The sequence below is a fragment of the Serratia sp. HRI genome, from assembly GCF_010119335.3.
Lineage (GTDB): Bacteria > Pseudomonadota > Gammaproteobacteria > Enterobacterales > Enterobacteriaceae > Serratia > Serratia nevei.
Genome location: NZ_CP083690.1, coordinates 111,632 through 137,433, shown reverse-complemented (window position 1 = coordinate 137,433; position 25,802 = coordinate 111,632). Strand labels below are relative to the sequence as shown.

Here is a 25,802-nt window from a genome sequence, read left to right as displayed (position 1 = left end):
AGATGCGATGAGCAACGCCTTGAAAGGGCTGTTATGGCTGATTATCGCCGTGGTGGTGTTGGCGGGAGGATACGCGCTGTACACGCTGCTGCGGCCCACCGGCGCGGAGCCTGCGGCGCCGATCGCCGGGGCGCCGGCCGGCATCACCGATAAACTGGCGCGCGGCGAGTACCTGGCGCGCGCCGCCGACTGCGTGGCGTGCCACACCGCGCCGGGCGGCACGCCGTATGCGGGCGGCTTCGCCTTCAAACTGCCGTTCGGCACCATTTACGGCACCAACATCACCGCCGACAAGGAGACCGGCATCGGCAACTGGAGCGACGATCAGTTCGTGCGCGCGGTGCGTGAGGGCATTGGCCCGCAGGGCAACCTGTATCCGGCGATGCCGTACACCTCGTATACCGAACTGAGCCGCGACGACGTGCTGGCGATCAAAGATTATCTGTTCAGCCTGCCACCGGTGAAGCAGGCCAACCCGCAAAACGATCTGTCGTTCCCGTTCAACCAGCGTTGGGGCATGAAATTCTGGAACCTGGCGTTCTTCCATGAGCAGCGCTTTGCGCCGGATCTCAACAAAGACGAGCAGTGGAACCGCGGCGCCTATCTGGCGACGGCGCTGGGCCACTGCGGCGAGTGCCACACGCCGCGCAATCTGGGGTTCGGCCTCAACCAGAGCAAGCACCTGAGCGGTGAAGTGGTGCAGGGCTGGTTCGCCGCCAACATCACGCCGGATAAGCAGACCGGCATTGGCGGCTGGAGCGACCAACAGCTGTCGCAATATCTGGCCACCGGCCATGCGCCGGGGCGCAGCAGCGCCGCCGGCCCGATGGCGGAAGCGGTGGAAAACAGCCTGCAGTTCCTGACGCCGGAAGACAATCTGGCGCTGGTGAAATACCTGCGCGATATCGAACCGATCGCCGGCGACGGCGCGGCGGCGGTGAACCTGCAGCCGAAGGGCGCGGGGGCCTCCACGCCGATCCTGCCGGGTGGGCAAGACAGTTCGCTCGGTCGGCGGGTGTTCGCTAACGACTGCAGCGGCTGCCACCAGTGGAACGGGCCGGGCCGCCAGAGCGAGTATGCGTCGCTGGTGGGCAGCACGGCGGTGAACGATCCGCAGGGGCGCAGCGTGGTGCAGGCCATTCTGAAGGGGACGAGTATCAGCATCGGCGATCGGCATGAAATGATGCCGGCGTTCGGCAGCGCCTATTCCGATGAGGAAGTAGCGGCGGTCGCCAACTTTGTGGTCGGCCACTTCGGCGATAAGCAGGGCAAAGTCACCGCCAAACAGGTGGCGGAGCAGCGTAAGCAGTAGCGTGATACGGCGCGCGGGCCGGCTTAGCCTGCGCGCTTCTCGACCAGAAAGTCCAGCAGCGCCCTGACCTTGGAAGACATGTGCTCACGGGAGGGGATATACAGGTAGAAGCCGGGAAACGGCTGCGACCAGGGCTGCAGGATCCGCACCAGTTCACCGCGTTCCACCAGCGCCTTCACGGCGAAATCAAAGTGCTGAATAATGCCGACATGCTGCAACGCGGCGCGGATCATGCCGTCGTCGTCGTTGGTGATCATGCTGCCTTGCGGCTCGACGGAAAAGGTATGGCGCGCGTGCCGCTCGATAGTGGAAAACTCCCATTGATAAATGGCGCCGCTGGTTGCGTGGCGAAAAGCGATGCAGTTGTGGTTGACCAGATCCGCCGGCGTGGCGGGCGTGCCGTAACGGCTGAGGTATTGCGGCGTGGCCACCGCCACCAGTTCCACCTGCGGGGTGATGGGGATCGCCACCATATGCTCGGCGAGGCTTTCACCCAGCCGCACGCCGGCATCGTAGCCTTCGGAAATGATGCTGGCCATGCCGTCGTCCATCACCAGCTCAAGTTTAAGCCTGGGATAACGCGCCAGAAATTCGCCGACATGCGGTTCGATAAAGTGCTTGGCGGCCGTGCGCGAGGCATTTATCCGCAGCAGCCCCGCCGGCTCGTGGCGACTCTCTTCCAGCGAGCCGACGGCGTGTTCGATCGCGTTGAGGGCTGGGGCCAGGGCCTCGAGCAGGCGTTGCCCTTCCTCCGTGAGCGACATATCGCGGGTGGTGCGGTAGAGCAGCTTGACGTTCAGCTGTTTTTCCAGCGCCTTCAGGTTTTGCGACAGCGCGGCGCGGGAAACGCCCATGTGAGCCGCCGCTTTGGTAAAGCTGCGGTGCTGCGCGATATGCGCGAACCACGCCAGTGAGGGAAGCAGGGAAGGGTCCATCGATATGCTCCGCATTGTAAACCACAGCTTAACACTGTAGTCCATTCCCTGTGCTTCTCAAAGAACAATACGGCATCTAAAGTAAGCGTTATCCCAGCGGAAGCGATGCCGAGCGCGTTTCCCGAGCCAGCAACCCTGTGAGGAACTCATGATGAAAACGGTCAAAATCAAGCGTCAGTATTGGGACATCGCGGCGGATATCCATTTCCCACCGGATTTCGACGAGCGGAAAAAGTACCCGGCGATCATCAGCGCCCACCCGATCGGCAGCTGCAAAGAGCAGACCTCGGGCAACGTCTATGGCGCGGCGCTGGCGAAAGCCGGCTTTGTGGTCATCGCGTTCGACGCCAGCTTCCAGGGCGAGAGCGGTGGCGAACCGCGTTTTATCGAAGATCCCGCTCAGCGCGTGGAAGATTTTCGCGTCGTGACCGATTATCTGGTGACGCTGGATTACGTTGATGACCAGCGTATCGGCGTGCTCGGCATCTGCGGCGGCGGCGGTTACGCCATCAACGCTTCGATGACGGAGCGGCGCATCAAAGCGGTGGCGACCATCACCGGCGCCAACTATGGCCGGGTGATGCGCGAGGGCGTGTTGGCCAATGGCGATCCTGTGGTTTTTCTGGAGGATATTGCCCGGCAGCGCACCGCAGAAGCGCGCGGCGCGGCGTTGCGCGTGGACGTAGGCCTGTACCCGAGCGTTGAGGCGGCGCAACAAGACGGCGCCGATATCGATCTGCGTGAGGCGACGGAATACTACCGGACGGCGCGCGGCGAGAAGCCGAACGGCGTAAACAAGACGCTGTATTCCCATAACGCGGTGGCCGTGGGGTGGGACGCGTTCCACCTGGCGGAAGTGCTGCTGACCCAGCCGCTGCTGGTGATCGTCGGCAGCAAACCCGGCCTGTTCGGCGCGTTGCGCGACGGCTATGAGATCGTGCGTCGCGCCAAATCGCAGCACAAAGAGCTGGTGGTGGTGGATGGCTGGTCGCATTACGATCTCTACGACAAGCCGGAGCCGGTAGCCCAGGCGCTGGAGAAGCTGGTGCCGTTCTTCAAAGCCACGCTGTAATCGGCAGGCCGGAGGGCGAGGGAGTCTCTCCCTCGCCGTGGCGTCAGCGGCTGCGCCGCGACATCACCCGCTTGTCTTTCGGCCGATCCCGCCAGTCCTCAACCTGATTGTTGAAGTTATCCGCCAGCAGGTAGGCCGAGGTTTTCGCCAGCCAGTCGGACAACGAAATATCCTGATAAATGCCGTTGTCCATCACGATCAGCACCTTCAAATCCTCATCGCCGATGTTCTCGATGTAATGGCCGAAGCCCTGCGGCACGTAACCGACGTCTGAAGGGGCGTACTCTTCCGTCTGCGCGTGGCCGTGCGAGCTGAACACCGTCATGCGGCCCTTACCGGCAATATAGTATTGCCATTCGTTGGCATTGGGGTGCCAGTGCAATTCCCGGATCGCGCCGGGTTTCACGATCTCGATGATGCCGGTCATGGTGGTGGAAATGGGAAATTCTTTCGATGACACCAAATGTACGCTGCCGGCGTCATTTTCAAAGAACGGCTTTTGCTTCATTAATTCATAGCGGTGGGTCAGCGGGGCGTTATTTAATCCGCCGTCGTTTTTCGGCAATGGTAAGGCGGGCGGAACGGCGCCGCCAACAATATAGGCTTCACCCTGTTTGGCCTTGGAAAATACCGCCGCCGGCATGTCGACGCTTTTTTCCAATACCTCTTTCGGCATATGCGCCACCCAATCGGTGATGCTGAAGGTGCCGAATTCGGAGAAATGGCCGTTATCGAACGCCAGAATAAAATGCGCGCCGTCCGCCAGCGCCTGAATGGAATGGCCGTAGCCTTTTGGGAAATACCACACGTCGCCGGGCCCGAAATCCGCCACTTCGCATTTGCCCTCGGGATCGAGGATGGTGATGCGCGCATGGCCTTCCAGCATAAACGCCCATTCGGCGGCGATGGCGTGCCAGTGCAGCTCACGCACGCCGCCCGGCTCCAGCGTCATGTCGACGCCCGCTACGCCTTCGGAGATCGGGAATTGCTCGACGGTGGCCTCGCGCGCCCAGCCGCTGGGCAGGCTGCGTTTTTTGCTGTCGGTGAATTTGTACTTATAGAGATGCTGCGCATTAGCAGGCGGCTGATAGCTGCTGGGGGGCACGATATTGCGATGGTCGTCGGCAGCGGCATTTTTAGCGATGCCGCCGATCATGCCGGCGGCGGCCGCGCTGACGGCGGAGACTTTCAATATATCACGACGCGATAGCATAGCGTTTTCTCCAACATAAAACCGTGCGTCCGCAGAGGCAGGCGACAGGGAAGGCGCGAGCGCCATTGAAATGATTTTTGTCATCGGCGGGAACAGGCTGTGACCCTTAAATCCTAGTGGCTGGAATGTATTGGGTAGGCGCTTATTTGTTTGCGTTTGTTACTAAGTGAGAGCGGGTTTGATTAATTCCCCGGAAGTTGAATAGTCATTAATTGGAATTAATTTTAGTCGCCGCCCGGTTTAAATAAATAATAAACGAACGGCATTTTTTATTGGCCGTTTGGGCTTTTTATGACGCCCCCACGGTCTCCAGCACCAGCTGACGAAACCGCTCGACGATCGGCGAAGCCGGGCTGCGGCGCAGCGCCAGATAAAGCGGGGCGCTGAGCTGTGCCTCTTCGGTGAGGGTGCGATAGACGATGCCGTCGCCGCCCAGCCGCCGCATCGAGCCGGGCACCACTGACAACCCCAGCCCGGCGCCGACCAGGCTGAGGGTGGCCGGCAGGCGCGGCGCTTCCTGTACGATGCGCGGGCTGAAGCCGGCGCGGTGGCAGGCGGCCAGGATGGCGTCGTACAGCCCCTGGCCGGCCGGGCGGCGATAGAGAATAAACGCCTCGTGCGCCAGTTCGGCCAGCGGCAGCGGCTGCTGCGTTTGTTGCGCCAGTCGGTGGCCCAGCGGCAGGGCGACGATCATCGGTTCGCTGAGCACCGGCTCCACGCTCAGGCCGGGAATGCCGCTGGCCGGCGAGCGCACGAAGGCGGCGTCGAGGCGCTGTTCCAGCAACGCCTCCATCAGTTCGCCGCTGCCGGCTTCTTCCAGCTGGGTAGTGATGCCCGGCAGGATGTCGCGGTAGCGGCGCAGCAGGTTGGGCACGAACGGGTGCAGCGCGGCGGAGCTGGTGAAGCCGATGGCGATGTGCCCCTGCTCGCCGCGAGCGGCGCGCTGCACCGCTTCGCGCAGCCGTTCGGCGCGCGCCAGCAGGGCGCGGGCCTCTTCGAACAGCACGCCGCCGGCTTCGGTGACGCGCACGCCGCGCGGCAGGCGCTGCAACAAGGTGACGCCCAGTTCATCTTCCAGCCCCTGCAGCAGGCGGGTGAGCGGCGGCTGCTGGATAAACAGCCGCTCGGCGGCGCGGGTGATGTTGCCTTCTTCCACCACGGTGACGAACGCCCGCAGGCGACGCAGTTCGATCATAGCCATACCTCAAAGGTATTTTTAGTTGCTCCGGAATGCATTAGATATCATGGCACGGCGGCGCGCATGATACCAGATATCAAAACAAGCGATGTGGAATGGCAATGTCATGTCAGATATCAAGACGCTAAAACCGCACCCGGCGGCAGCGCCGGGCAACGCGGCGCTGTTTGTGGGCTTTCTGTGGTTGGGGCTGATCGGCTTCGGCGGCGTGCTGCCGCTGGCGCGCAGCATGCTGGTGGAGCGCCGGCGCTGGCTGAGCGGTGAACAGTTCACCGAGCTGCTCGGGCTGTGCCAGTTCCTGCCCGGCGGCAATGTGATCAACCTATCGGTGGCGGTAGGGATGGAGTTTCGCGGGCTGCGCGGCGCACTGTGCGCCTTGCTGGGCCTCATTAGCGCGCCGACGGCGATCGTGGTGGGGCTGGGCGTGGTCTACGCCCGCTTCCAAAACGATCCCCACGTGCAGCATGTGTTCGCCGGGCTGGCCGCCGCCGCCGCCGGGCTGCTGCTCTCGACCGGGATCAAGATGCTGCTGCCGCTGCGCGGTAAATGGCCGGCGCTGGCGATCGTGGCGCTGGCATTGATCGCCATCGCCTGGCTGCGCCTGCCGCTGTTGCCGACCATGCTGGTGCTGGCGCCGCTGAGCATTCTGCTGATGTGGCGGTGGCCGTCATGAGCGGGGTTCTGATTGCGCTGGCGCTGATCTTCACCGAGCTCTCTCTGCTGGCGTTTGGTGGCGGTATGACCATTCTGCCGGAAATGCAGCGGCAGGTGGTGGAGGTGCATCAATGGATGAGCGCCCAGGAGTTCAGCGCGCTGTTCGCCATGGCGCAGGCCGCGCCGGGGCCGAACATGATGATCGTGCCGCTGGTCGGCTGGCACGTGGCCGGCTGGGCGGGGCTGCTGGTTTCTTCGGTCGCCAAGTTCGGGCCGTCTTCCATTGTCACGCTGCTGGTGATGGGCGCCTGGCGGCGCTTTAAGGATCGCCCGTGGCGCCGCATCGTGCAGGCCGGGCTGGTGCCGCTGACCGTGGGGCTGGTGGCGGCCAGCGGTATCTTGATCGCCGAGGCTTCCGCGCCCAATTGGCGGCTGGCGGCGATCGTGGCGCTGGCGACGGGATTGAGCATGAGCAAGCGCCTCCATCCGCTGTGGGTGCTGGCGGGCGGCGCGCTGCTCGGGTTGCTGTTCGCCTGAGAGATTAACGCGGGATCAGCACAAAGCGCGAAGGGCCGCCGCGATCGATCAACTCATAGCGCTTCGGCGCGGTCAGGGCCAGAAACGCCACCATGCTCCCTTCGGCGTCGGTCAGCGTCATGCCGTCCGGCGTCGGCCGCCAGGCGACCGGCAACGTTTGCAGCGCCAGCGGCTGCAGGCACTCGGCGGAGGCGCTGAAGCGGAAGGCGTTGGTGTTGGCTACCGCTTCGTCGCTCAGTTGCACCTTGCAGACGGCTTTACCGTCGCCGATGGCGGCGAGCTGCCACTCGCCCTTCAGCGCGGCGGGTTCCAGCAACGGCAGTGAACTGCCCAAGGCACTGCTGCACAATACGCTCATAACAACTCCTGTCAGGCTGGCGCGGCGCAAGGCGCGCGTAAGGTAATGGGCTGGCATCGGGTCACTCCTTTCGGCTGTCCGTTCACACTTTAGCATGTACCCATCCTGATGGTGAGGGAAGGGTTAGGTTTTTTAATCCTCGATAATTCTGATCTAACCGGCGATAACGTGCCCAAAAAGACGAGTCATTAGCCCACCGATACGCTTATCACTCTCATTAATACTGCGCTAATACAAATCGTTATGATTATTTCCGTCTTAACGCCCGGCGCGAAGACGCGCGGCGGCGTGGGCTCGCGCCGTCGGGGTTAATTACTATACTGGTCAATCCGAAGCCTTGGCTTAGATTAGAACGACTGATGAATAGTCTTACAAATCGAGTGGATTCCTAGTGTGTAAAAGGAGAATGCAATGAGCAGTCGCCACAACGACATTTTGCAAGATGACGATGAGTTCACCAGCCTGTCTGCCACATCCCCCCAACGATCATAACTATCAGTTTTACTATCACCAGCCCGGCAGCCCTGGGCTACGGCGCGCTGTTTACGCTGGACAACGCCAACCTGTACAGCAACCAGCGCGGCGGGGCGGCGATTAATAATTTGGGTAAAATCCGCGATAACTTCAGCTTCGACCGCGCCGCCGATCAGCTGACGCGGCCGGGCCTGACGCACAACGGCGACCAGGTGTATCACCAGCCGGTGGCGCTGACCTATTCCTTCCTGACGCAGAGCGCGCTGAACTGCATCGGCCAGACCGGTGACGGCGACAAGGGGCTGCAGCCGCTGACTCAGGCGGCGCAGGCTCAGGCGCTGAAATCGATGCAGGCGCGGGCCGACGTGGCGAACGTGACTCAACAAAAACTTCGCCACCCATCAGGCGCCGGTTAGCGGCGACTTCAGCAGCCAGACCTTCACCCACGAGCTGGGGCATGCCCTGGGGCTGGCGCACTCGGGATCTTATGACGCGTCGTTGGGCAACCCGAGCTATCAGAACGATGCCGCTTACTATCAGGATTCGTTGCAATACTCGATCATGAGCTATTTCAACGCCGGTTATAGCGGCGCCGACACCAAAGGGGTGTATGGCTATGGCCCGATGGTGGATGACATCGCCGCGATCCAAAAATTGTACGGTGCCAATATGAGCACCCGCACCGGCGACACGGTCTACGGCTTCAACTCCAACACCGGGCGCGATTTCCTGACCGCCACGGCGGACAACGGCAAACCGGTCAACTTCGCGGTGTGGGACGCCGGCGGCAACGACACGCTGGACTTCTCCGGCTACAGCCAGCAGCAGATGATCAACCTGAACGACGGCGCGTTCTCCAGCGTCGGCGGCGGCACGCAGTCCACGGTGGCGGCGTTCGACGTGATTGAAGACTTCGGGCATGGTATCGATAAGATCGATCTCTCCGGCCTGCGCTTCAACAACAGCCTGAGCGAGCTGCGCTTTATCGACAGCGGCAGCGCCTTCAGCGGCCAGAAGGGCGAGATCCAGCTCAACTTCGACGCCTTCAACGGCACCACCGATCTGCTGATGAACACCCAAAGCAACAGCTACGCCGCCGACTTCAAGATCCACGTGGTCGGGCAGGTGGAGCAGAGCGATATTCTGTTTGCCTGAGGGTGATGAAGGGGAAAGAGAAAAGGGCCGAACGGCCCTTTTTTTACGGCTGGGCCGCCGCCGCGCCTTCCGCCACGAAGGAGCCGGTCGTCACCGCGCCGCTGCGGCGGTAGTGGGCCACGATCACGCCGCCGGGCGAGACCACCGATTGGGCCAGCGTGAAGGCCGCCGGCGCCGCGTTGTCATCAAACAGCCGCTTGCCGCCGCCGAGCAGCACCGGGTAGGTGAGCAGGCGCAGTTCGTCCAGCAGATCGTTGGCCAGCAGCTGTTGCATCAGCGTGCTGCTGCCCTGCACCAGCAGCACCGGCCCCTGGGTGCGCTTCAGCTCGCGCAGCCGGGCGATGATGTCCCGCCCCAGCCACTGGCTGTTCTGCCACGCCAGCGTCTCGCCGTGGTGGGTGGCGACGTACTTGGTGGCCTGATTGAATACGCGGGCGATATCGGCGGAAAACGGATCGGCCTCGTCGGTGATCTGCGGCCAGTAGCCGGCGAAAATGTCGTAAGTGCGCCGCCCCAGCAGCAGATCGAACGGCGCCGAGAAAAGATCGCCCATCGTTTCCGCAATGGCGTCATCCCAGTAGGGGGCGGTCCAGCCGCCGAAGCGAAAGCCGCCGCTGCGATCTTCGTCCTGCCCGCCCGGCGCCTGCATCACGCCGTCGAGGCTGACGAAGGCGCTGGCAATAATCTGTCGCATGGCTGTCTCCTGCCGTTGAGTGCCAGCTGAAAGTTTAGCCGCCGCGCGGCGGCTACGCCAACCGGCCGCTCAGGGCTGCAGAGCCTTGAGCAGTGCCTGATGGAAACGCTCCGGCTCCTCCATTTGCGGCGCATGGCCCAGCCCGGCGAACTCGATCAGCGTGGCGTGCGGGATCAGCTTCGCCGCCTGTTTGCCCAGTTCCGCGTAGTGACCGATCCTGGCCTTGACCGCCGACGGGGCGATATCGCTGCCGATGGCGGTGGTGTCGGCGGTGCCGATCATCAGCGTGGAGGGGGGTTGCAGATCCTTGAACTCGTAGTACACCGGCTGGGTGAAGATCATGTCGTAGATCAGCGCCGAGTTCCACGCCACCAGGCGATGGCCCGGCCCGTTGTTCAGCCCGGCCAGCATATCCACCCAGCGATCGTACTCCGTCTTCCAGCGGCCGCCGTAGTAGGTGCGCTGCTCATAGTTGCGGATGCCGTCAGCGGAGGTGTTCAGCTCGCGCTCGAACCATTGATCGACGCTGCGCCACGGCACGCCTTTCGCCTTCCAGTCCTCGAGGCCGATCGGGTTGACCATGACCAATTGCTCCACCGCCTGCGGATACATCAGGCTGTAGCGCGTGGCCAGCATGCCGCCGGTGGAGTGGCCGATGACGATGGCCCGGCTGATTTTCAGGTTCTGCAGCAGGCCGTGGGTATTTTGCGCCAGCTGCTGGAAGCTGTACTGGTAATGCGCCGGCTTGGTGGAGGAGCAAAAGCCGACTTGGTCGGGCGCGATCACGCGGTAGCCGGCTTTGCTCAGCGCCTTGATGGTGTCCTGCCAGGTGGCGGCGCAGAAGTTTTTACCGTGCAGCAGCAGCGCGGTGCGGCCGTTGGCGGCGCCTTCCGGCGGCACGTCCATATACCCCATCTTTAACATCTGCCCCTGCGAGGTGAAGCTGAACTGCTGCAACGGGTAAGGGTAGTGAAAACCCTGCAGCTCCGGGCCGAACTTCGGCGTTTCGGCGGCGGCGGGGAACGCGGCCAGCGTGGCGCACAGCAGTGCGCTGCGGGTGAATCTTAGCATCCTGATCTCCTGAAAAGGGCGATAGCCGAGTATAGCCATAATCGGCGCGTCGGCGCGCCGGCGGTTTCAGATAATTCTGTAATGTTACGGCCCGATCCCGGGCAAGGTTCCGGCCACGGCCTTATACACAGTGAACGCGGTCACGCCGCGCAACATTGGCGGTGCCTGATGGTTTTATTTCAAGGCTAAGTTATGCGATGCTTAAGCATTATTTATGCAAAAGGATCCTCGCATGTCCGCTTTATCCCGCTGCGCTTTCAGCGAAGGCAGCGTCGCTTTGCCGGAAGGCTACGCCGATCGCACCGTCAACGTGCTGTTGGCCGGCGATGATGTTTCCCCCTCAATCAATATTTCCCGCGATGCGCTGCAGCCGGCGGAGAACCTGGAAGGCTACGTCACCCGCCAGCTCGATGCGCTGGCGCAGGGGCTGAAAGGCTGGGCGCTCAAAAGCCGCGAGCCGGCGAGGCTGGGCGATGGATTAACCGCCGGTGAATGGGTGCGCGCCAGCTACCTGCGCGACGGCAAACGCATCTGGCAAAACCAGGCGGTGTTCGCGCTGGCGGAGGGCCGGGTGCTGGTGTTCACCCTGGCGATGGCGCGCAAGCTGACGCCGCAGGACGACGCGCTGCTGTTGCAGGTGCTGAGCAGCTACCGGGCGGCATAACGATGAACTCTTCACGTAAAAGGAACTTACGATGACCGAAGCGGCCCGCGTCGGCGATACCATCGGGCACTCCCATGCCCTGGCCGGCATGATTGCCGGCACCCTTGTCGGCGGCCTGATCGCCGCCGCAGGCGCGGTGGCGGCGGGTGCACTGTTCGTCGCCGGCCTGGCGGCTTCCTGTATCGGCGTTGGCGTGTTGCTGATCGGCGCCAGCCTGGCGGTGGGGTATCTCACCGGGGAGGCGGCCACCGCGGCGCGCGACGGCATTGCCGACGCCGGTGCCGGAAGCCTGACCCCCAAAGGCAATATCGTCACCGGCTCCCCCAACGTCTTCATCAACGGCAAACCCGCCGCGCTCGCCACCAACAGCCAGGTGGCCTGCAGCGACGACGGCCCGAGCATGCAGATGGCGCAGGGCTCCGACAAGGTCAGCATCAACGGTCAGCCCGCCTCGCGCGTGGGGGACAAAACCAACTGCGACGCGCAGGTGATGGAAGGCTCGCCCAACGTGTTTATCGGCGGCGGCACCGTCACCACCTTGCCGATCAAGCCCGAAGTGCCGGATTGGCTGTACAAGGTCTCTGACCTGACGCTGCTGTTCGCCGGCCTGGTGGGCGGCGTGGGGGGCGCCGCCGGCAAGCTGGGGGCGCTCGGCAAACTGCTGGGCAAGCTGCCCGGCATCAACAAGCTGGCGCGCATCGCCTGCCGCGCCGGCACCCTGATGACCGCCACCGCCGCCGTCGGCATTATCGCCCGGCCGGTGGATATCGTCAGCGGCCAGAAATTCCTCGACGGCGAAGACGATCTCGATTTCGTGCTGCCATCGCGCCTGCCGGTCGCCTGGCAGCGCTATTGGCGCAGCGGCAACCCCGGCGACGGCGTGCTGGGCCGCGGCTGGAACCTGTTCTGGGAGAGCAGCCTGCAGCCGTATCAGGACGGCCTGGTGTGGCGCGCGCCTTCCGGCGACTTCGTCGCTTTCCCTATGGTGCCGCGCGGCCACAAAACCTACTGCGAAGCCGAAAAATGCTGGCTGATGCACAACGACGACGGCAGCTGGCAGCTGTTTGACGTCGGCGAACAGATTTTCCACTACCCGCCGCTGGCGGGCGACCAGCCGAGCCGGCTCAGCATGATCACCGACGCCATCGGCAACGCCACCTCGCTGTTTTACGACGACGAGGGGTTGCTGAGCGAACTGGTGGACAGCGCCGGGCAGCGCCTGATGTGCCGCTATGCGCAGGGCCGCCTGCGCGAAGTGGCGCTGCAAACCGCCGAAGGCGAACGGACGCTGGCGCGCTACGGCTACGATGAGCAGGGCCAACTGACGACGGTGAGCAACCGCGCCGGTGAGGTAACGCGCCGCTTCGGCTGGCGCGACGGCCTGATGATCAGCCACCAGGACGCCGCCGGGCTGCTGAACGAATACCAATGGCAAGAGATCGACGGCCTGCCGCGCGTGACGGCCTACCGCAACAGCGCCGGAGAGTCGCTGGAGTTCGGCTATGACTTCGCCGGCGGGCGCCGCAGCGCGGTGCGTGGCGACGGCAAGCGGGCGGAGTGGCGGCTGGATGACGACGACAACGTGGCGCAGTACACCGATTTCGACCAGCGCCGCTACGGTTTTATCTACCAACGCGGCGAGCTGTGCAGCGTGCTGCTGCCCGGCGGCGCGCAGCGCCAGAGCGAATGGGATCCTTACGGCCGCCTGCTGTCGGAGACCGATCCGCTCGGCCGCGTGACGCGTTATCAATATTCGCGCAACAGCGGCCGACTGTTCGCCGTCGCGTACCCGGACGGCAGCAGCGAAGCGCAGCACTGGGACACGCTGGGGCGCCCGACGCGCTATGTCGATGCGCTGGGCCACGCCACGCTGTATCGCTATCCGGATGACGAAGAGAGCCTGCCGGCCGGCGTGATCGACGCGCTGGGCGGGGAAGTGAAGCTGGAGTGGGACGCCCGCGGCCAGCTGACGCGCTACACCGACTGTTCCGGCAGCGTCACGGCTTATACCTACGATGCGCTGGGGCAACTGACGGCGCAGACCGATGCTGAAGGCCACCAGACGCGCTACCTATGGGATAACGGCGGGCGCCTGCATACCCTGATCCACTCGGACGGCAGCGAAGAGCGCTTTAACTGGAATGCACACGGCCAGCTGGCCGAACATCAGGACGCGCTGGGCAGCCTGACCCGCTGGCAGTACAACGCCCTGGGGTTGCCTGTCAGCATCACCGACCGCATCAACCGCACCCGGCGCTATCACTACAGCCCGCAGGGCTGGCTGACGCGGCTGGAGAACGGCAACGGCGGCGAATACCGCTTCAGCTACGATGCGGTGGGCCGCGTGCTGGCCGAAGAGCGCCCGGACGACACCCGCCACTATTATCGCTACGGCGCGGCCGGGCTGCTGGAGGAGCACCGCGAGGTCGGCCTGCCGGGCAGCGCGGGTGAGCTGACGCAGCGCGAACAGCGCTTCCGCTTCGACGAGGCCGGGCAGCTGGTCTGGCGCGGCAATGCCAGCGCGGAATGGCATTACCGCTTCGACGCCATGGGGCGGCTGCGCGAGCTGAACCGCCTGCCGACGGCGAGCGGCGCGGCGCTGGGCATCGAGCCGGACAGCGTACAGATGCGCTATGACGCCGCCGGGCGGCTGCTCGGCGAGCAGGGCGTGAACGGCGAGCTGCAATACCAGTGGGATGCGTTGGCCAACCTGCAGGCGCTGACGCTGCCGCAGGGCGATCGCCTGCAGTGGCTGTATTACGGCTCCGGCCACGCCAGCGCCATTAAATTCAACCAGCAGGTGGTGAGCGAATTCACCCGCGATCGCCTGCACCGGGAAACCGCCCGCAGCCAGGGGGCGCTGCAGCAGCAGCGGCGTTACGACGCCATGGGCCGCCGCAGCTGGCAGAGCTGCGCCTTCGGCCACGACAAATTGACCCGGCCGGAAGACGGCGTGCTGTGGCGCGCTTATCGCTACACCGGCCGCGGCGAGCTGGCCGGAGTGAGCGACGCGCTGCGCGGCGAAGTGCACTACGGTTACGACGCCGAAGGCCGCCTGCTGCAACACCGCGAACCCAACCAAGGCAAACCGGGCGCGCGGCTGGTGTACGATCTGGCGGATAACCTGCTGGGCGAACGCAGCCCGCAGAGCGACATCGACGCGCACCTGCCGCTGGCGCCGATCGCCTGATAACCGGCTGACGCACTGGCAAAAACTGTTTTACCGTTACGACGCCTGGGGCAACCTGATCGGCCGGCGCAACGGCCTGTACGAACAGCACTACCGCTACGACGCCGACAACCGGCTGGTGCAGGCGCACGGCCGCGGCCCGCAGGGCGAATTCGAAGCACAGTACCATTACGATGCGCTGGGCCGCCGCAGCCGCAAGGCGGTGCGCTATAAGGGCAAAACCGAACAGACGACCCGTTTCCTGTGGCAGGGCTACCGGTTGCTGCAGGAGCAGCGCGACGACGGCAGCCGCCGCAGCTGGAGCTACGATCCGGCCAGCCCGTGGAGCCCACTGGCGGCGCTGGAGCAGGCGGGCGACAGCCGCTCGGCGGATATTTACTGGTATCACACCGATCTGAACAGCGCGCCGCTGGAGGTGACCGACGCGGCGGGCAGCCTGTGCTGGTCCGGGCAATACGACACCTTCGGCAAGCTGCAGGGCCAGACGGTGGCCGGCGCGGCGAAGCGGCAGGGCGCGCAGTATCAGCAGCCGCTGCGCTACGCCGGGCAATATCAGGACGACGAAAGCGGCCTGCACTACAACCTGTTCCGCTACTACGAACCCGAGGTGGGGCGTTTCACCACGCAGGATCCGATAGGGCTGCGCGGCGGGCTGAACCTGTATCAGTATGCGCCGAACCCGTTGATGTGGGTGGACCCGCTGGGGCTTTCCAACCGACCAAATAACGGTAAATACCATATATTCCAAGAGAATACTATTGCTCCAGGGAATATTTACTCCAGTGATGCAGTTCAATTTAATCGTGCAAACACAGAGTTTATTGCTCGGATGGACGCCGATCCTTCTTTCCGGCGAGATATGTTGGGCCGATACCCGGAATTGGGAGAATGGATGAAAAACCCGAATAAAGCTTCGAGCCCGCCAGTATTAACATGGCATCATCATGAAGATGTTGGTCGCTTGGTGTTGGTTGATCGTGTAGATCATGCAGACAATCACGCTCTTTATCATCCTACGGGTAAAGGAGGACGAGAAATGTGGGGTGGAGGAGAGCCAGGGAGACGAGGTAAGCTGGATGGCGCCACGGGTAATCCTAAGCCAAGCGGAGCCAGGAGAAGATCAAAAGGGGGATGCTAATGAAAGAACTAGAGTATATGACGCCTTACAGGCTAGAAGATCTAATTATTAAAATCGTTCAAGAGGGCTATATAAAGGATAATTTCTGCCTTTATACCAAAGAGTACGAGGCAATTGCGACACTTGAGCTGACATGCTATCTCGAACGTTATCCAGAGGTTAGTGATGATGATGAAGAAGTTTATCCTGACTATGTTGAACAAAATGAGTTGGAGCTATTCTTTTATGGAGATCAATTCATGGATGTGCTCAGAAGTGCACTGAATCAAAAGCCAAGTGCAACTGTGGATGAGCTTATATCAGCATTGAATTATTACTTGGAGAATGATGCTTTCATCACGTTTTCCTAGGTGTAATAACCTTCGCTCTCCAGTAAAGATTTTTGCTGCATTTCTGAATGTCCTATAGCACTCCTGCGTGGATTCTATCCACGCAGGAGTGCACACCATGAAAACCAATACGTTGATAGGTCCAATAGCCTCGATGGCTAATTGATAGTTGTACCACTTAATGTCTCAGTTCCGCCGACTGGGCCACTGTAACCAAGGGTGATACCGTGAGGCCAGTAACGGAGTGGGCGGTAGCATGTTAAAAAGAGCAATAAGTTCTGGGATCTAGTGATTTTGACGTTGCTATTTCACATCCTGAGGTATATCAGAAAGCCGCAAGGCGGTGCGCTACAAGGGCAAAACCGCACAGACGACCCGTTTCCTGTGGCAGGGCTACCGGTTGCTGCAGGAGCAGCGCGACGACGGCAGCCGCCGCAGTTGGAGCTACGATCCGGCCAGCCCGTGGAGCCCGCTGGCGGCGCTGGAGCAGGCGGGCGACAGCCGCTCGGCGGATATTTACTGGTATCACACCGATCTGAACAGCGCGCCGCTGGAAGTGACCGACGCGGCGGGCAACCTGTGCTGGTCCGGGCAATACGACACCTTCGGCAAGCTGCAGGGCCAGACGGTGGCCGGCGCGGCGAAGCGGCAGGGCGCGCAATATCAGCAGCCGCTGCGCTACGCCGGGCAATACCAGGACGACGAAAGCGGCCTGCACTACAACCTGTTCCGCTACTACGAACCCGAGGTGGGGCGTTTCACCACGCAGGATCCGATAGGGCTGCGCGGCGGGTTGAACCTTTATCAGTATGCGCCGAACCCGCTGATGTGGGTGGATCCGTTTGGGCTATCTCCAGTAAGCCCAAAAACTGTTCTTTTCTCACAAGACAGTATTAATCCTGTCTTCGATGATGGCAGGAATGTTAATGAGTTAATTCATAGATTGAAAAACGATCCGTCATATATCAATCAAGTAGAACCTATTAGAAAAGTAAGAATGCGTAATTTACCAGAAAATGTACAAGAAAGGTTAATTTCCCAAGGTGCACATAAGGATTCTGTCTTTAGTCTTGATAACCGGCGTCTTTATGCAGCTAAAGAGGCTGGTGTAGCCAAAATCCCTTCTAGGTGGGCAACACAGGAAGAATTGTCGAAAATTAATCTTAATAGGCGTTTTTCAACTAAGAATTCAGGCAGGTCAATTAGAACTAGAGGATGTGCTTAAAATGAATGTACAACCAATAAAGACTAAGTATGGAATCATACTAGGACGAGATGCCTTGATCATTTCTGAACATGAAATGAGTTTTTCTCCTTTTACATTTAAAGTTAAAGCGTTGCTTTCGTTATCGGCATGCGAGCCAGAGGTTTTGAATGAGGCAGATGTGAAAATAGAGTTCTTTTTTAGTGAAATAGAAAGGATGTCTATTTATAAAGTTGATAACTACCCTTATGAGAGGTATTCAGAGTCAAGCTTTGATTTGCTGGAAGAATACAGTTCAGGAAAAAAAAGAGTTGCGTTAAGTACTTATGATCATGTTTTCGATGTTACAGGTAATTTTAAAATATTGTATGAATAACGGGGCGTTTTGAGTCGCAGAAAAAGATCGAAGTGGTAGGAGGCATAGTAACAACAACAGTCGCTGCGCGACACCTTTGGATTGATAGAACACACGAAGCAGGACTACTCGATGTCTCAACACCATCGAGTAGGTACCTGTAACCTATCAGCTGTTAAACCAATAACGGCGTGGGCGGTAGCGTGCTAAAACTACGAATCCGTGAAGTATGGCCAAGCCCGTGGTTATGAACAGTATTATATAGAAAAATATAAAACAAGCACTGGTGTTATAGGTGAGGGAATATCTCCGGTGAATAGAGGAAATAAATACAATTCATTCATGGCCGTACAGAACCTAGCGCAGTAGCATTTAAAGATGCTTGTGTAAATAAGAAAAGGTTAGGAGGTGAATGTTGATGAGTAAACCCGAGCTTTGGGGTTGGGAAAAGAAATCAAGGACAATGCTCAGATTTATTAAGCCGGGTGATGTATTCTGCTTTAAGCTAACAGATGAAAAGTATGGTTTTGGGCGGATTATATCTAAGGTTAGCATTGGTCACTCGGCAGAAATATTTGATGCATTCTCTAAAGAGCCGAAGGTGCCAGATGATTTTTTCTCTAATGCCCAAGTGGGGGCACACCCAATAATTTTGGATGCATATAGTCTATTTGATAAAAAAATCTCTGGTGAGTGGAGAATTATAGGACATCAGGAAGGGCAGGTTAAAAAATTCGAAAACACCTATTTTGTGTATGGAGCTTTAGGGAATAGAAAGAAAGTAGATATGTATGGGAATAGTGAAAATGTTTCTGATAAAGACTCGGAGCATTATCCACCATATATGCCTAGCAATGACATGCATGTAAGAAAATTGCTAGCCATTTAATTTTCGAATGATGATGTTCTAATAGATTATTCAATTGAGAGCCATCTAAGTATAAGGGTGGCTCGAATGGGGTGACGGAATATTTGGATGATGTGTCAGCGAAATTCACATCGGTCCATTCTCAGCTGATTTTCGGTGAAATAAATCGTGAAAAGGTAATATTAAGCTCTTTAAAAATTATTAAAAAATCAAATAGTTAAAATTATATGGCAGGCCGCCTGCTTCAACACCGCGAACCCAATCAGGGCAAACCGGGCGCGCGGCTGGTGTACGATCTGGCGGATAACCTGCTGGGCGAGCGCAGCCCGCAGAGCGACATCGACGCGCACCTGCCGCTGGCGCCGCTCGCCGATAACCGGCTGACGCACTGGCAAAAACTGTTTTACCGTTACGACGCCTGGGGCAACCTGATCGGCCGGCGCAACGGCCTGTACGAACAGCATTACCGCTACGACGCCGACAACCGGCTGGTGCAGGCGCACGGCCGCGGCCCGCAGGGCGAATTCGAGGCGCAGTACCATTACGACGCGCTGGGCCGCCGCAGCCGCAAGGCGGTGCGCTACAAGGGCAAAACCGAACAGACGACCCGTTTCCTGTGGCAGGGTTACCGGTTGCTGCAGGAGCAGCGCGACGACGGCAGCCGCCGCAGCTGGAGCTACGATCCGGCCAGCCCGTGGAGCCCGTTGGCGGCGCTGGAGCAGGCGGGCGACAGCCGCTCGGCGGATATCTACTGGTATCACACCGATCTGAACAGCGCGCCGCTGGAGGTGACCGACGCGGCGGGCAACCTGTGCTGGTCCGGGCAATACGACACCTTCGGCAAGCTGCAGGGCCAGACGGTGGCCGGCGCGGCGAAGCGGCAGGGCGTGCAGTATCAGCAGCCGCTGCGCTACGCCGGACAATACCAGGACGACGAAAGCGGCCTGCTCTACAACCTGTTCCGCTACTACGAACCCGAGGTGGGGCGTTTCACCACGCAGGATCCGATAGGGCTGCGCGGCGGGTTGAACCTTTATCAGTATGCGCCGAACCCGCTGATGTGGGTGGATCCGTTTGGGTTGAGTGGCGAAAGTGTCTTTATACATTATACGGATAAAAGCGGTTTTGAGAGTATAATGAAAACAGGAGTTCTCGAGGCTAACGCCAAGGGGAAGGTTTATATAACAGATATACTTATGTCACCTAACGATGTCATGCGGGACATTCTTATTAATGATCCTAAGCATGTAGGAAGAGGTGATTATGCTATTATCTTTAAAGCAGATCCTGTGCAAATGAGTAACATAAAACAGTCATCCGCCCTTGAATACATTCATAATGGAAGGCTGAAATTAAAAGATGTCCTTTACTCTGGGGGGAACCCTTATTCCATAGTATCTAAAATGAATTATGAAACGAGAAGTAAATTAACCTTTAATCAGATTAAGGCAAGGGGGAACTGTGGTGGATGAAAATAAAAAGAAAATGATTGTTACTCAGGCTGAAATTAGTGCGCTGAAGAAGCTTATAATGTATGTTAAGTTTTCTTGTGATGATGTTGAGTCATTAGAGTATGCTGGTAGTTATGCAATCAATAGCTTCTTTGATAAGTTGATTGCTATTGATTATCTTGGAGAGTTTGAGCGAAAATTTTATGACATACAAAACCCGGACAATGAGATTGCAGTAATGAACAAAATTAATAAATATCAACATGATTCTTTAAATAAAATGAGTGACGAGACTATGAGGGAAGTCTTTAAACAATGTCTTCATCCATTTAAACCAAGATAAAGTATCTTAATAGGAGGGCAATACTCTCTTACTAACCACATAGTTCGAAGGGTTTATAAGCCTCCTGTGGCAGCACCGTCGGTTGTCGCAGGAGTGATGTGACAACGGCGACTGTTTGGCGGATATTTTCTGGTGTTACATTGATCGGATTAGTGCGTTATTGGAAGTAAGTGACACGGTGTATAATCTAGGTGGGTAATGATTAATATGTTTGAAAATAATAGATTAATTGACAAGCTGGTATTTTTGAATGAATCTAATAAAAATGAAAGTGTCATTATGAATTTTTATTCTTGGGTCCATATTATTTATGGGGTGATTGTTTTTTATAGAAGAAAAAGTGAAGAGGAAGCAAGTTATATAATTAACAATACACCTATGTTTACAACACCACCCAAGAATTTCATGGAGGCCTGTATGTTAGGTCATGAGGATGAATATTATTGGGGTATGGTAATGTCACATGGTGATAGATATTTTGAGAAGGGTTTTCCTCGTACAGCACCGAATGATTATTTTGAATGGGAGGATAGTTATATAAAAGATCACAAGCTTGAGAGAAACACGCTAGTTTTTAATGATTAAAACAAGTGATATTGTTAGAGTCTGCAATTCTAAGTCGGTTCTAAATGTTTAGAATGAAACGTATCTAAAAGAGCAGACTTGATGGTTTTTAAATATCCATCCGTACACATTGATAAGTCACTTAATATTATGGTGTCTAACATGATTGATTTTAACGCTAGGATTGTGTCTGGTGTTTCTATAGGGAATGTCGTTCTAAATGAAAATATTTCATTATATATTAATGAGATGCAATCCAGATTTAGCGTTAAGATTAAAAACCACTCCCTACCTGACGGGAGTGAGCGAAAGTCATATACAGCCGATAATACCTTATCCGTCATAACTGATAAAGACGGTATCATTTTGTCACTTGGATGTAATGCTCATTATCAAGGGGGCTACAATGGAATCATATTCCCCGGAATGGAAATAACAGATATAATCAAGCTGACGATATCACAGAAAATATACAATGGTTCAATAGTTATTAATGATGATTTTGGTATTTCGTTTATCCTCCCATGCCCATATGATGAGATTGCCGATTCGATAAACGATATTCCTGGTGGGGTGATAATAAACGAAATTTTCGTATCTGATTTTTCATTCTGGCGTTAGCTTATGGAACATATCAGTGAATTTAGTGAGAATATAATTAAATATGGGGTGGTGATATAATTGTTACTGGCTACATAGATTCGGATACACCACCGATTTTTCACCCGATGTATGACAGAGTTTACTTTATATCAGATGAGGCTATATTTAAATTTTACATTGATGATGATGGGGTTGTTAATTTACATTTGGTTGAAAACATCGCTCCGTGGTTTGAAGTAGATGTGGATGATCAATTTTCCATGATGTCAATCTATTCACAAGCTTTTAAAACTGAACGGGAAGTTAAAATAATTGCAGTGAATTATAGTGAAGAACCGTTCTCAGTGTTCATCGTCAGGTATAAAGATGGTGACAATGAAAATTCACTGTATTTAGAGCCAAAGAGTTTTTTTGGCTTTTTGATTTCATAGAAAAAACCATGAAATGATTAGGAGTTCAATGTGAGCAAGGAATTAAAGCTTGATGTTATGAATAACAAAATGACTTGATTGAAGGGACTTTTTGCCACTCGCTTTTTGAGAGGTCGTTCTTTGATGAAAAGCTATTAAGTGACTTAATAAATAATTCTGAGGCGTTTTTAAAAGAAAACGAATGTGATAAGGATGTTTTAAATTTGCTATCATGGGTTTTCAATGGTGTTGATCAGTGTTTTACATCCCATAATGATGAAAATGACTATTATTTAGAAGTTATATGGCTGTCTGTCTCAGGAGCCATGAAATTGAATATCATTGGGCAATGCTGATAGCTTATGGTGAACAGTATTGGCTGAAAGGCGTAGAATCCAAACAGCCTGATGGCTACTTTGACTGGGATGTGCAATACAGGAAAGAACATAACTTAGCAGAGGAAAGCTTTGTTTTTAGCAATTCATGAATCGCGACTCGATAGGGTCTAACATCCTTCCAAATGTCCAACTCCCTCCTTATCCTACATTCCCCCAAACTAAATACCCAATGTCCCATTAATCAGGGTGCAGCACTGCCCGCCGATCCAGGGTTCGCCGTCAATAAAGCGCACGCTCACGCGGCCATCTCGATTCAGTTGGGTGCCCTGGCGCACCTGGTAGCCCTGTGCGGTCTGGCCGCCGTCGGGAAAGCGATTGGCCTTCAATAAGCGCGCCAGGCAGGCGTTGGCGCTGCCGGTCACCGGATCTTCAATCAAGGCGCCGCATTCCACCATAAACGCGCGCATTTCGTAATCGGCCGGTTCGGCCGCGGAACAGGTGCCATAGATCACCACGCCATCCACATCGCAAGCCGTTTGCAGCCGTTTAATCGTGGCCTGATCCGGCGTCACTGCCAGGCAGGATTGTGCATCAGGCAGGCGCACCATCAGCCAGCGGATGCCCATCTCGGCAATCACCGGCGGGGTATCGGCTTCAATCACCGCCGGCTGTAAAGCGGCCATCAACCGTTCTGTTTCCTCAGCCGCCATTGGGCGGAACTCAACTTCGGGCGCGGCGAACGCCAATGTGCCTTCCGGCTGGATATTGACCGCCACCAGGCCGACGCCGCATTCCTGCATCACCGTTCCGGGGTGTTTAGGCGCCAATCCGGCTTCCAGCAGGGCGTGGGCGGTGCCCAGCGTCGGGTGGCCGGCGAAGGGCAGCTCTTTTTCGGTGGTGAAAATGCGCACCTTATAATCCGCCGCCGGGTGCGTCGGCTTAAGCACAAAGGTGGTTTCCGAAAGGTTGGTCCAACGGGCCAATGCCAGCATCTGCGCGTCGTTCAGCCCTTCGGCTTCCAGCACCACCGCCACGGGATTGCCGAGCAGCGGCGTGGCGGTGAAAACGTCCACCTGTTTGTAGGCGCGGGGTGTCACATCATCGCTTCTGAGCATTGGCCATCATCCGTTATCAACAAACCCTGATGATAACGATATTCGCCAATGACTTCAAAGGGTTGAATTTTGTTTTGGCATACCTGCCCGTCTCCACCTCAGCCCCGGCCTGGCGAACATCACCAGGTTGCCCAGCAGAATCAGGCACAGCCCCAGCACGGCGTTGAAGTGCCACTGGTAGCCTTCGTAGATCGTCGAGATGGTCAGCGCCACCAGCGGGAATAACAGGGTGCTGTAGGCCGCCGCGCCGGCGCCGATGCGGCCGAGCAGGCTGAAGTAGGCGGCGAAGGCGATCACCGATCCGAAGACAGCCAGGTACAGCAGGGAGCCGATATAGCGGCTGCTGAATTCGATCTGGAACGAGGCGCCCTGCGCCAGGGCGATCAGCGCCATCAACAGCGCGCCGTAGGTCATGGCGTAGGTATTGGTGGAAAAGATATCCAGCCCGCGGCGCTGATGACGCGCGCTGATCATATTGCCCAGCGAGAAGCCGTAGGTACCGAGCGCGCTCAGGCCGATGCCTTTGAGCAGCTCCGGCGCCATGCGGGTGGCGGCCAGATCTTGCCAGAACAGCGCCACGATGCCGGTCAACCCCAGCAGCGCCGCCGGCAGCAGGTTGGGGCTGGGGCGCTGGCGGAAAAACAGCAGGCTGTTGAGGGCGTTGAACAGTACTGCCATCGAGAAGATCACCGATTCCAGCCCGCTGCTGATGTAGGCCGCCGCGTGGTAGAAGCAGAAAAAGTTGAAGCCGAACACGCAGCAGCCCTGCAGCACGCAGAACAGATGATCGCGCGGGGCGAGGCGGCGCAGGCGGCGCGTTAGCAACAGCACGGCGAACATCACCGCGGCGGAAATGGCGAAGCGGTAAGCGATCGATACGGGAATGGCCACCGGGCCTTCCTGTTGCAGGGTGATCGCAATCCAGGTGGTGCCCCAAATCAGCACCACGGCGAGGTACAACAGCGCATTCATTCTATTTGTTACTCCGAAAAAACCGATGGCGCAGTATCCGCTTTGGCACGCGGCGGCGCTTGCAGCGCTTTGCGCCCAGTTGCATATTCTTGCGCTTTTTTTGCCAAAAGCGCGGGGCGGCGGCTGGTATGCGGCGGCGCCACTCTTTACACTGTCGGCATGTCGAACAACGGGGCCGGCGATGTCCAACTATCAGGCGTTTGAAACACTGCGTGAGCACAAGGCGCGGCTGCACGGCAGCGTGCTGCTGGGCACCGGCGTGGAGCTGGCCGCCTGGTCCAACTGCAACGATCGCGTCACGCAGGAAAGCGCCGACCACCATACCCTGAGCCTGTACGTCGCCGACGGCTATGAGTGCTACCAGCAGGTGCCGGGCGGTTGGCGCAACGGCGGCGGGCCGGATCGGTTCTGCATCATGCCGCGCCAATACGCCTCCACCTGGGACGTGCGCAGCGATCTGTCGTTCGTGCACCTGTATTGCACCGACGGGCATCTGCGGCAGCTGGCGGAGCAGACCTGGGATCGCAGCCCGGCGGCGATCAGCGTAGAGCCGCGCAGCTTCGGCGAAGATCCGCAGATCACGTTGCTGTATCGCCAGTTTTTGCTCAACTGCGACTGGCGGGACAGCGCCAATCTGCTGGCACTCAGCAGCGCGTCTAACCTGCTGATGTCGCATCTGATCCAACGCTACAGCCAGCTGCAGTGGAAACTGCCGCAGGCGCGCGGCGGCCTGGCACCTGCGGTGGCCAGGCGGGTGCGGGAATATATCGAAAACCACCTCGATCGGCCGCTGCTGCTGGCGGATCTGGCGGCGCAGGCCGGATTGAGCGAGTACCACTTCGCCCGCATGTTCAAGCACGCCACCGGCCTGGCGCCGCACCAGTTTGTGATGCGCGCCCGGCTGCAGCGGGCGGAACAGCTGTTGCGGCACAGCCAGCAGCCGATCACCGAGATCGCGCTGGCGTGCGGCTTCAGCTCCGCCAGCCATTTCAGCAACCGCTTCAAGGCGGCCTATGGATTTGCTCCGCTGCAGGTGCGGCAGGGGCGCTAACCGGAAGGGAGTGCAAGCATGGATCAACAATTTGCGGGCTTGGGCGTGTTGTTCGTCGCCGGATTCGGGCCGATCACGCGTGAGAGCGACGAGAGCAAGGCGTTTTATGTCGAGGCGCTGGGGCTGCCGCTCAAGCCGATGCCGGGCAACGAGAGCTATCTGCTGGCCGAGCAGGGTGCGCTGGACGGCGTGAAACACTTCGCCCTGTGGCCGCTGGCGCAGGCGGCGCAGTCCTGCTTTGGCGACGATCGCTGGCCGGCGGATCTCGCGGCGCCGCAGGCGTGGATCGAATTTGACGTGGCCGACATGGCGTTAGCCACTCAAGGGCTAATCGATCGCGGTTATCGGCTGCTGGTCGCCAAGCGTGAAGAGCCGTGGGGGCAAAGCGTTACCCGTTTGCTCAGCCCGGAAGGGTTGCTGGTCGGCGTCACCTATACGCCCTGGCTGCGTTAAACGCCGCGCCGTTCGCCGCTGTTTCCCTGCGGCGGGCGGCTTAAGAACAAATTCGCATTAGCTTAAAGCTATCTGCGCTAT

At 58.1% G+C, this 25,802-nt stretch carries 22 protein-coding genes and 4 pseudogenes; 18 read left to right on the top strand and 8 right to left on the bottom strand.

Annotated features, from left to right (window positions below; translation table 11 throughout):
• The first annotated feature begins 7 nt into the window (after positions 1–7).
• Positions 8–1,312 carry a cytochrome c gene (locus GF111_RS00680; protein ID WP_038880661.1) on the top strand — a complete coding sequence of 435 codons (1,305 nt, stop codon included), beginning with the start codon at positions 8–10 and terminating at the stop codon, positions 1,310–1,312.
• 23 nt (positions 1,313–1,335) lie between these two features.
• On the opposite strand, the gene GF111_RS00675 is transcribed toward GF111_RS00680, so the two are convergent.
• Complete coding sequence (locus GF111_RS00675) at positions 1,336–2,247, bottom strand: LysR family transcriptional regulator (protein WP_147191351.1); 912 nt, start codon at positions 2,245–2,247, stop codon at positions 1,336–1,338.
• A 151-nt stretch (positions 2,248–2,398) separates the two neighbouring features.
• On the opposite strand from GF111_RS00675, the gene GF111_RS00670 reads away from it, so the two are divergent.
• Positions 2,399–3,319 carry an alpha/beta hydrolase gene (locus GF111_RS00670; RefSeq protein ID WP_047727615.1) on the top strand — a complete coding sequence of 307 codons (921 nt, stop codon included), beginning with the start codon at positions 2,399–2,401 and terminating at the stop codon, positions 3,317–3,319.
• A gap of 43 nt (positions 3,320–3,362) precedes the next feature.
• Here the strand turns inward: GF111_RS00670 and GF111_RS00665 are convergent, their stop codons facing one another.
• Together GF111_RS00665 and GF111_RS00660 are read right to left on the bottom strand one after the other, a co-directional pair.
• On the bottom strand, positions 3,363–4,532 hold the full coding sequence (locus GF111_RS00665) for a cupin domain-containing protein (protein ID WP_148940401.1): 1,170 nt from the start codon (positions 4,530–4,532) through the stop codon (positions 3,363–3,365).
• 289 nt (positions 4,533–4,821) lie between these two features.
• Positions 4,822–5,733 (bottom strand): LysR family transcriptional regulator, encoded by a 912-nt coding sequence (locus GF111_RS00660; RefSeq protein WP_147191489.1) that lies wholly within the window; start codon positions 5,731–5,733, stop codon positions 4,822–4,824.
• Between the two features lie 103 nt (positions 5,734–5,836).
• Here GF111_RS00660 and GF111_RS00655 point away from each other — a divergent pair, with 103 nt between their 5' ends.
• Positions 5,837–6,403 (top strand): chromate transporter, encoded by a 567-nt coding sequence (locus GF111_RS00655; RefSeq protein WP_060442328.1) that lies wholly within the window; start codon positions 5,837–5,839, stop codon positions 6,401–6,403.
• The gene (locus GF111_RS00650; RefSeq protein ID WP_049278468.1) at positions 6,400–6,921 is read left to right on the top strand and encodes a chromate transporter; all 522 of its coding nucleotides are present in this window, start codon (positions 6,400–6,402) and stop codon (positions 6,919–6,921) included. Before GF111_RS00655 ends, GF111_RS00650 begins: the two co-directional genes overlap by 4 nt.
• 4 nt (positions 6,922–6,925) lie before the next feature.
• Here the strand turns inward: GF111_RS00650 and GF111_RS00645 are convergent, their stop codons facing one another.
• A complete protein-coding gene (locus tag GF111_RS00645; protein WP_038880671.1) occupies positions 6,926–7,279 on the bottom strand; it encodes a protease inhibitor Inh/omp19 family protein in 354 nt (117 codons plus the stop codon).
• A 411-nt stretch (positions 7,280–7,690) separates the two neighbouring features.
• Between GF111_RS00645 and GF111_RS26730 the strand changes: the two are divergent.
• A pseudogene (locus GF111_RS26730) lies at positions 7,691–8,908 on the top strand (M10 family metallopeptidase C-terminal domain-containing protein).
• Between the two features lie 43 nt (positions 8,909–8,951).
• On the opposite strand, the gene GF111_RS00630 reads toward GF111_RS26730, so the two are convergent.
• Positions 8,952–9,602, bottom strand: coding sequence for a dihydrofolate reductase family protein (locus GF111_RS00630; RefSeq protein ID WP_047727610.1), 651 nt, complete (start codon positions 9,600–9,602; stop codon positions 8,952–8,954).
• A 69-nt stretch (positions 9,603–9,671) separates the two neighbouring features.
• Positions 9,672–10,673 carry an alpha/beta fold hydrolase gene (locus GF111_RS00625; RefSeq protein ID WP_147191491.1) on the bottom strand — a complete coding sequence of 334 codons (1,002 nt, stop codon included), beginning with the start codon at positions 10,671–10,673 and terminating at the stop codon, positions 9,672–9,674.
• A 232-nt stretch (positions 10,674–10,905) separates the two neighbouring features.
• On the opposite strand from GF111_RS00625, the gene GF111_RS00620 reads away from it, so the two are divergent.
• The 11 genes and pseudogenes from GF111_RS00620 (at position 10,906) to GF111_RS00570 (ending at position 21,813) form a co-directional block, all read left to right on the top strand.
• Positions 10,906–11,337, top strand: coding sequence for a DcrB-related protein (locus GF111_RS00620; protein WP_047727608.1), 432 nt, complete (start codon positions 10,906–10,908; stop codon positions 11,335–11,337).
• A gap of 31 nt (positions 11,338–11,368) precedes the next feature.
• Positions 11,369–15,665 (top strand): annotated as a pseudogene (locus GF111_RS00615) (RHS repeat-associated core domain-containing protein).
• Positions 15,665–16,015, top strand: coding sequence for a hypothetical protein (locus GF111_RS00610; RefSeq protein WP_038874581.1), 351 nt, complete (start codon positions 15,665–15,667; stop codon positions 16,013–16,015). The pseudogene GF111_RS00615 and the gene GF111_RS00610 overlap by 1 nt, the downstream one beginning before the upstream one ends.
• A 310-nt stretch (positions 16,016–16,325) precedes the next feature.
• Positions 16,326–17,219, top strand: a pseudogene (locus tag GF111_RS26720) (RHS repeat-associated core domain-containing protein); the annotation flags it as partial.
• A 1-nt stretch (position 17,220) separates the two neighbouring features.
• Positions 17,221–17,574 carry a hypothetical protein gene (locus GF111_RS00600; protein WP_224217803.1) on the top strand — a complete coding sequence of 118 codons (354 nt, stop codon included), beginning with the start codon at positions 17,221–17,223 and terminating at the stop codon, positions 17,572–17,574.
• Positions 17,575–17,971: 397 nt separating this feature from the next.
• Complete coding sequence (locus tag GF111_RS00595; protein WP_047730728.1) at positions 17,972–18,442, top strand: immunity 26/phosphotriesterase HocA family protein; 471 nt, start codon at positions 17,972–17,974, stop codon at positions 18,440–18,442.
• 212 nt (positions 18,443–18,654) lie between these two features.
• A pseudogene (locus GF111_RS00590) lies at positions 18,655–19,893 on the top strand (RHS repeat domain-containing protein); the annotation flags it as partial.
• Positions 19,886–20,215 (top strand): hypothetical protein, encoded by a 330-nt coding sequence (locus GF111_RS00585; RefSeq protein WP_224217802.1) that lies wholly within the window; start codon positions 19,886–19,888, stop codon positions 20,213–20,215. The pseudogene GF111_RS00590 and the gene GF111_RS00585, both read left to right, overlap by 8 nt.
• A 198-nt stretch (positions 20,216–20,413) precedes the next feature.
• Positions 20,414–20,800 carry a hypothetical protein gene (locus tag GF111_RS00580; RefSeq protein ID WP_047727603.1) on the top strand — a complete coding sequence of 129 codons (387 nt, stop codon included), beginning with the start codon at positions 20,414–20,416 and terminating at the stop codon, positions 20,798–20,800.
• 141 nt (positions 20,801–20,941) lie between these two features.
• Complete coding sequence (locus tag GF111_RS00575) at positions 20,942–21,400, top strand: hypothetical protein (protein WP_047730727.1); 459 nt, start codon at positions 20,942–20,944, stop codon at positions 21,398–21,400.
• A 107-nt stretch (positions 21,401–21,507) separates the two neighbouring features.
• Positions 21,508–21,813: a hypothetical protein gene (locus GF111_RS00570; RefSeq protein WP_047727602.1), complete on the top strand. Its 306-nt coding sequence runs from the start codon at positions 21,508–21,510 to the stop codon at positions 21,811–21,813.
• 535 nt (positions 21,814–22,348) lie between these two features.
• On the opposite strand, the gene GF111_RS00565 is transcribed toward GF111_RS00570, so the two are convergent.
• Positions 22,349–23,245, bottom strand: coding sequence for a PhzF family phenazine biosynthesis protein (locus tag GF111_RS00565; protein ID WP_060442334.1), 897 nt, complete (start codon positions 23,243–23,245; stop codon positions 22,349–22,351).
• 54 nt (positions 23,246–23,299) lie between these two features.
• Positions 23,300–24,217, bottom strand: a complete 918-nt coding sequence (locus GF111_RS00560) for a DMT family transporter (protein ID WP_147191848.1) — start codon at positions 24,215–24,217, stop codon at positions 23,300–23,302.
• Between the two features lie 181 nt (positions 24,218–24,398).
• Here GF111_RS00560 and GF111_RS00555 point away from each other — a divergent pair, with 181 nt between their 5' ends.
• Together GF111_RS00555 and GF111_RS00550 are read left to right on the top strand one after the other, a co-directional pair.
• Complete coding sequence (locus GF111_RS00555) at positions 24,399–25,268, top strand: helix-turn-helix domain-containing protein (RefSeq protein ID WP_094461353.1); 870 nt, start codon at positions 24,399–24,401, stop codon at positions 25,266–25,268.
• A gap of 18 nt (positions 25,269–25,286) precedes the next feature.
• On the top strand, positions 25,287–25,721 hold the full coding sequence (locus tag GF111_RS00550) for a VOC family protein (protein WP_147191850.1): 435 nt from the start codon (positions 25,287–25,289) through the stop codon (positions 25,719–25,721).
• The last annotated feature ends 81 nt before the right edge of the window (positions 25,722–25,802 follow it).

Coding starts and splice junctions, on each gene's coding strand:
- GF111_RS00655 (WP_060442328.1), top strand. CDS start 5,837: ATGTCAGATATCAAGACGCTAAAACCGCACCCGGCGGCAGCGCCGGGC.
- GF111_RS00620 (WP_047727608.1), top strand. CDS start 10,906: ATGTCCGCTTTATCCCGCTGCGCTTTCAGCGAAGGCAGCGTCGCTTTG.
- GF111_RS00595 (WP_047730728.1), top strand. CDS start 17,972: ATGAGTAAACCCGAGCTTTGGGGTTGGGAAAAGAAATCAAGGACAATG.
- GF111_RS00670 (WP_047727615.1), top strand. CDS start 2,399: ATGAAAACGGTCAAAATCAAGCGTCAGTATTGGGACATCGCGGCGGAT.
- GF111_RS00665 (WP_148940401.1), bottom strand. CDS start 4,532: ATGCTATCGCGTCGTGATATATTGAAAGTCTCCGCCGTCAGCGCGGCC.
- GF111_RS00575 (WP_047730727.1), top strand. CDS start 20,942: ATGATTGATTTTAACGCTAGGATTGTGTCTGGTGTTTCTATAGGGAAT.
- GF111_RS00650 (WP_049278468.1), top strand. CDS start 6,400: ATGAGCGGGGTTCTGATTGCGCTGGCGCTGATCTTCACCGAGCTCTCT.
- GF111_RS00560 (WP_147191848.1), bottom strand. CDS start 24,217: ATGAATGCGCTGTTGTACCTCGCCGTGGTGCTGATTTGGGGCACCACC.
- GF111_RS00630 (WP_047727610.1), bottom strand. CDS start 9,602: ATGCGACAGATTATTGCCAGCGCCTTCGTCAGCCTCGACGGCGTGATG.
- GF111_RS00610 (WP_038874581.1), top strand. CDS start 15,665: ATGAAAGAACTAGAGTATATGACGCCTTACAGGCTAGAAGATCTAATT.
- GF111_RS00550 (WP_147191850.1), top strand. CDS start 25,287: ATGGATCAACAATTTGCGGGCTTGGGCGTGTTGTTCGTCGCCGGATTC.
- GF111_RS00580 (WP_047727603.1), top strand. CDS start 20,414: ATGATTAATATGTTTGAAAATAATAGATTAATTGACAAGCTGGTATTT.
- GF111_RS00625 (WP_147191491.1), bottom strand. CDS start 10,673: ATGCTAAGATTCACCCGCAGCGCACTGCTGTGCGCCACGCTGGCCGCG.
- GF111_RS00660 (WP_147191489.1), bottom strand. CDS start 5,733: ATGGCTATGATCGAACTGCGTCGCCTGCGGGCGTTCGTCACCGTGGTG.
- GF111_RS00555 (WP_094461353.1), top strand. CDS start 24,399: ATGTCCAACTATCAGGCGTTTGAAACACTGCGTGAGCACAAGGCGCGG.
- GF111_RS00645 (WP_038880671.1), bottom strand. CDS start 7,279: ATGAGCGTATTGTGCAGCAGTGCCTTGGGCAGTTCACTGCCGTTGCTG.
- GF111_RS00565 (WP_060442334.1), bottom strand. CDS start 23,245: ATGCTCAGAAGCGATGATGTGACACCCCGCGCCTACAAACAGGTGGAC.
- GF111_RS00570 (WP_047727602.1), top strand. CDS start 21,508: ATGTATGACAGAGTTTACTTTATATCAGATGAGGCTATATTTAAATTT.
- GF111_RS00600 (WP_224217803.1), top strand. CDS start 17,221: ATGAATGTACAACCAATAAAGACTAAGTATGGAATCATACTAGGACGA.
- GF111_RS00675 (WP_147191351.1), bottom strand. CDS start 2,247: ATGGACCCTTCCCTGCTTCCCTCACTGGCGTGGTTCGCGCATATCGCG.
- GF111_RS00680 (WP_038880661.1), top strand. CDS start 8: ATGAGCAACGCCTTGAAAGGGCTGTTATGGCTGATTATCGCCGTGGTG.